Here is a 6,012-nt window from a genome sequence, read left to right on the forward strand (position 1 = left end):
TTCGCGGCCCATACCAACCCGCTGCGACCCCTGACCCGAGAACAGGAACCCGACCCTGCCCTGGTCGGCCCCGGCTCGCCCTGTCACCACCTGGGCCGCGGGCTCACCCGCCGCGAGGGCGGTCAGGCCGGCGAGCAGTTCCTCCCCGTCGGCGCCAACGATCGCCGCGCGGTGCTCCAGCGCCGAGCGGGTGGCACCGAGCGAGAACGCCACGTCGGCCGGTGCCATGGTGGCCGGGTCCACGGACGCCAGCAGTCGCCGGGCCTGCGCCCGCAGCGCCTGCCCGGTCTTCGCGGAGAGCACCCACGGCACGACCGCGGTCTCTGTCCGCGTTCGCTCCCCCGCCGGAACCGCCGCTTCCTGAGCCGTCGGCTCCGGGTCGGGCGCCTGCTCCCGAGGGGTCTCCTCCGGCTCCTCCACCGGCGGCTCTTCGAGGATGACGTGCGCGTTGGTGCCGCTGATCCCGAACGACGAGACACCGGCCCGGCGAGGACGGCCCGTGCCCGGCCACGCGGTCGCCTCGGTCAGCAGCCCGACCGAGCCGGCCGACCAGTCGACCCGCGGGGTCGGCTCGTCCACGTGCAGCGTCTTCGGCAGCACACCGTGCCGCATCGCCATCACCATCTTGATCACACCCGCCACACCCGCCGCGGCCTGCGTGTGACCGATGTTGGACTTCAGCGAACCCACCAGGAGCGGGCGGTCACGCTCCTGCCCGTAGGTCGCCAGCAGCGCCTGCGCCTCGATCGGGTCGCCGAGAGGCGTGCCGGTGCCGTGTGCCTCGACGGCGTCGACCTCCTCGGCGGACAGCCGGGCGCCGGTCAGCGCTTCGAGGATCACGCGCTGCTGCGAGGGGCCGTTGGGCGCGGTCAGGCCGTTGGACGCGCCGTCCTGGTTCACCGCGCTGCCGCGGACCACCGCGAGTACCTGGTGGCCGAGCCGGCGGGCGTCCCGCAGCCGCTCCACGAGCAGCAGGCCGGCGCCCTCGGACCAGGACGCGCCGTCCGCCGCGGCCGCGAAGGACTTGCAGCGGCCGTCGGGCGCGAGTCCGCGCTGGCGGCTGAACTCCACGAAGGCGCTCGGGCCGGCCATGACCGTGACGCCGCCGGCGAGCGCCATGGAACACTCGCCGTTGCGCAGCGACTGCACGGCGAGGTGCAGGGCGACGAGGGAGGACGAGCAGGCGGTGTCCACGGTGACCGCGGGCCCTTCGAAGCCGAAGGTGTAGGCGATCCGGCCGGACGCGACGCTGCCGGAGTTGCCGGTGCTCATCAGCCCCTCGACCCCTTCGGGAAGGACGCCGGGGATGAAGCCGTAGTCGTGGTACATCAGCCCGGCGAAGACGCCGGTGCGGCTGCCCCGCAAGGCCGCGGGGTCGATGCCCGCGTGCTCGAACGCCTCCCAGGACGTCTCCAGCAGCAGCCGCTGCTGCGGGTCCATCGCCAGCGCCTCACGCGGCGAGATCCCGAAGAACTCGGCGTCGAAGTCCGCCGCGTCACGCAGGAAGCCTCCCTCCCGGGTGTAGACCGTGCCGGACCGGTCGGGGTCGGGGTCGTAGAGCGCGTCGAGGTCCCAGCCGCGGTCGTCGGGGAAGCTCGAGACGGCATCCGTGCCCTCGGCCAGCAGCCGCCACAGCTCCTCGGGGGAGCCGACACCGCCGGGGAACCGGCAGCCCATACCCACGATGGCGATCGGCTCCTGGTCGCGGGCCTCCAGCTCGCGCACGCGCCGCCGGGTCTGCCGCAGGTCGGTGGTGGCCCGCTTGAGGTAGTCCCGGAGCTTGTCTTCGTTCATCATCGATGTCGCCCGCCCCTTTGTGGCCTTACGCAGGTCAGGAAATGCCGAGTTCGTCGTCGAGAAGGTCGTACAGCTCCTCGTCGCTCGCCGAGCTGAGGTCGTCCCCGGTTCCGCCGTCGTCTTCCGCATCGGCCGGCCCGTCCCCGTTCCAGCGGGCGAGTAGCGCCTGGAGACGCACGGTGATCCGGGTCCGGGTGACGTTGTCCGCGTCGCCCGCGCCGGCGCCGTCCAGGGCCGCGGCGAGGCGGTCCAGCTCGTCGAAGACGGGTGCCGTCCCCGCCGCGCCGCCGGGGAGGTCCTTGAGGATGCGCTGGGCGAGCACCGCAGGCGTCGGGTGGTCGAAGACCAGCGTCGCGGGCAGGCGCAGTCCGGTGGCCCGGTTCATCCGGTTTCGCAGCTCCACCGCGGTCAGCGAGTCGAAGCCGAGCTCGCCGAAGGCCTGGTCGGACTGGACGGCCTTGGCCGAGCTGTGGCCGAGGACGGCGGCGGCCTCGGACCGTACGAGGTCCAGTACGGCTTCCGCGCGCTCACTCTCGGACAGGGCCGCGATCCGCTGCGCCAGCGGTACGGCGGCCGCCCGGTCGGTACTGCGCGGCCGGCCGCCGACGAGCGCCCTGAGCAGTGGAGGCACCGGGACGGCCGCGTTCCGCAGGGCGGCGAGATCTAGCCGTGCCGCCACCACCAGGGGCTCCTCCAGCGCGAGCGCGGTGTCGAGGAGTTCCAGGCCGTCCTCGTCGGACAAGGGCAGCACGCCGCCGCGGGAGAGCCGGTTGCGGTCGACGCCGTCGAGGTCCTCGGTCATGGCGCCGGCGCGCTGCCACAGGCCCCAGGGCAGTGACACGGCGGGCAGGCCCTGGGCCCGGCGGTACCGGGCGAAGGCATCCAGGAAGGCGTTGGCCGCGGCGTAGTTGGCCTGGCCGGGCGTGCCAAGGGTGCCGGCGAGTGAGGAGAAGAGCACGAACGCGGACACGTCACCCGTCAGTTCGTGCAGGTTGAGCACGGCGTCCGCCTTGGGACGCAGCACCGTCTCCAGCCGCTCCGGGGTGAGCGAGCCGACCACGCCGTCGTCCAGGACGCCGGCCGTGTGCACCACGGCCGTCACTTCCGTGCCGGACAGCGCCTCGGCCAGGGCGTCCCGGTCGGCCACGTCGCAGGCCGCCCACCGCACCTCGGCGCCCCACGCGGTCAGTTCCGCCTGCAGTTCGGCCGCGCCGTCGGCGGCCGCGCCGCGCCGGCTGAGCAGCAGCAGGCTGCGCACGCCGTGCTCGGCGACCAGGTGCAGGGCGACCAGGCCGCCCAGGGCGCCGGAGGCGCCGGTCACCAGGACCGTGCCGGTTCCGAAGTCGGGATTCGTCCGCGGGGCGTCGGTGGCAGCCCTGGCGAGCCGGGGCAGCAGGAGCACCTCGCCGCGCAGTGCCGCCTGTGGCTCCTCGGAGGCGACGAGCCGGCGGACGGCGGTCGTCACGACCCGCTCCGCCCCGGCGCCGGCGCTGGTGTGGATGTCGAGGCCGGGCTCGATGTCGAGGAGGACGACGCGGTCCGGGTTCTCCGACTGCGCCGAGCGGATCAGGCCCCACACGGCCGCGTGTACCGGGTCGTCCTCCGCCGGGCCGGCCCCGGCGGCGACCGCGCCCCGGGACATCAGCACCAGGCGGGGGGCACGGTCCTCGGAGAGCCACCACTGGACCAGCCGGAGCACCTCGGCGAGGACCTCGCGGAGCCGTTCGCCACCGGCGCCCTGCCCGGCCGGGCAGGGGACGACGACGGCGTCCGTCCCGGCCTGCGCCCCCGTCTCCGACTCGGGGGCGGCAAGGAGGGCGGCCATGTCGTCGTAGAAACCCACGGTCGGAGTGTCCGCGCCGGACGGGGCGGCGAGCGGTGCCCACTCCACGGTGAACAGGGAGTCCCGGGAGCTGGTGCGCAGTTGCTCGGCCGACACCGGGCGCAGCGTCAGCGACTCCACCGACACGACGGAGCGGCCCGTGTCGTCGGTGGCCTCCAGCCGTACGGTGTCGCCGCCGGCCGGGGCGAGCCGCACCCGCAGGGTGGCCGCTCCGGTTCCGCGCAGTGCGGCGCGGGACCATGTGAAGGGCAGCAGGGGCCCGTCGGCGGCCGGTACGAGGCCGCCCACGCCCAGCGCGTGCAGCGCGGAGTCGAGCAGGGCCGGGTGCAGGCCGAACGCGCCCGCGTCCGTCCCGTCGGCGACGGCGAGTTCGGCGTAGAGCACGTCGTCGCCGCGCCAGGCGGCGCGCAGCCCCTGGAAGACCGGGCCGTAGCTGAGGCCGAGGTCCGCCAGCCGGTCGTAGAAGCCGTCCAGGTCCACCGGCTGCGCGTCGGTCGGCGGCCAGGTGCCGAGGTCGGTCCCGGAGGGGGCCGCGCCGGTGGCGAGGGTGCCGGTGGCGTTGCGGAGCCAGGGGCCGTCACCGGCCCGCGAATGCACGCTCAGCGGCCGGCGGCCGGAGTCGTCCTGGGCGCCGGCCAGGACCTGGAGTGTGACGCCGCCGTGCTCGGGCAGTACGAGGGGCGCCTGCAGGGTGAGCTCCTCGACCAGGTCGCAGCCGGTCTCGGCCGCGGCGTGGGCGGCCAGTTCCACGAAGGCCGTGCCCGGCAGCAGGACGGTGCCCAGTACCGCGTGGTCGGCCAGCCAGGGCTGGGCCCGCAGGGAGAGCACCCCGGTGAACAGGTGGCCGCCGGCGTCCGGCAGTTCCACGGCCGCGCCCAGGAAGGGGTGGTCGGCGGCGTCGAGCCCGGCCGTGCGCACGTCGCCGGCGGGGGCGCCCGCCTCCAGCCAGTACCGCTCGTGCCGGAACGCGTAGGTCGGGAGGTCAACGCGGCGCGCGCCTGGCAGGACGGCGTCCCAGTCGACGGCGACGCCATGCCCGTGGGCCTGGGCCAGGGAGAGCATCAGTCGGTGCGGTCCGCCGTCGCGGCGGCGTAGTGTCGGTACGACCGCGGCGACCGCGTCGGCGGCCTCGATGGCGTCCTGGACGCCCGTCAACTGCACGGGGTGCGGGCTGACCTCGATGAACACATCGTGCCCGTCGGCCAGAGCGGCGCGGATCGCGTCGTGGAACCGCACGGTCTGCCGCATGTTGCGGTACCAATACCCGGAGCCGAGTTCGGCCGGGTCCAGTTTCCCGCCGGTCACCGTGGAGTAGAAGGGCACCGAGGCGGGGAGCGGACTGACGCCGGCGAACCCCTCGGTCGCCTGCGCCTCGACGCCCTCGATCTGGGGCGAGTGCGCGGCGTAGTCGACGGCGACCTTGCGGGCCTGGACATGCTCCGCGGCGCAGTGCGCGAGGAGTTCGTCCATGGCGCCGGTCTCGCCGGTGACGACGACGGTGGCTGGCCCGTTGACGGCGGCGATGCCGAGGCGGCCGTCCCACCGGCCTATCAGTTCCCGGGCCTCCTCCTCCGGGAGCATCACCGAGGCCATGGCGCCACGGCCCTGGAGTTCGCGCACGGCGAGGCTGCGCCGCGCCACGATGCGCGCACCGTCCTCCAGGGAGACCGCTCCGGCGATCACTGCCGCGGAGACCTCGCCCTGGGAGTGTCCGACGACCGCGTCGGGGGTCACTCCGTAGGAGCGCCACACCTCGGCGAGGGCGACCGTCATCGCCCAGAGCACCGGCTGCAGCACGTCGACCCGGTCCTCCTCGGCCTCGGCGGTGCCGTGCAGCACCTCGGTCAGCGACCAGTCCACGTGCGGTGCGAACGCGCGCTCGCAGGCGTCGATCCGCTCGCGGAAGACGGGGGAGGTCTCCAGCAGTTCGGCGGCCATGCCCACCCACTGCGAGCCCTGTCCGGGGAGGACGAAGACGGTTCTGCCGCGGGTGCGCACCGTATCGGTCACCACACCGGGCGGGGTGTCGCCGTTCGCGGCAGCGGCCAGTTTCTGCCGAAGCTCCCGCAGGGTCTGCCCGACCACCGCGGCGCGGTGGTCGAAGGCGGCCCTGGTGGTGGCCAGCGAGTACGCCACATCGGCCATCAGGGCGGCTTCCCTGTCGCCGGTGGCGGCGTCATCGTAGTCGTAGTCGTCCACGAAGGACGCGAGGCGGGCGGCCTGGGCTCGCAGGGCCTCCTCGGTCCTGCCCGACAGCACCCACGGGACCGGCGCGCCCGGGGCGGGTGACGTGCCCGGCCCAGCGGCGGAGGCGGGGGCCTGCTCGATGATGGTGTGGGCGTTGGTGCCGCTCACGCCGAAGGACGAGACGG

2 protein-coding genes are annotated in these 6,012 nt (G+C 74.6%); both read right to left on the reverse strand.

The window, feature by feature from the left end; all coding sequences use genetic code 11:
- The coding region (locus ABEA26_RS34515; protein ID WP_345597835.1) for a type I polyketide synthase at positions 1-1,794 on the reverse strand (1,794 nt) is incomplete at its 3' end.
- A 37-nt stretch (positions 1,795-1,831) separates the two neighbouring features.
- Positions 1,832-6,012 (reverse strand): type I polyketide synthase (locus ABEA26_RS34520; protein ID WP_345597834.1); only part of this gene is annotated, 4,181 nt, incomplete at its 5' end.

The sequence above is a fragment of the Streptomyces marokkonensis genome, from assembly GCF_039539045.1.
Lineage (GTDB): Bacteria > Actinomycetota > Actinomycetes > Streptomycetales > Streptomycetaceae > Streptomyces > Streptomyces marokkonensis.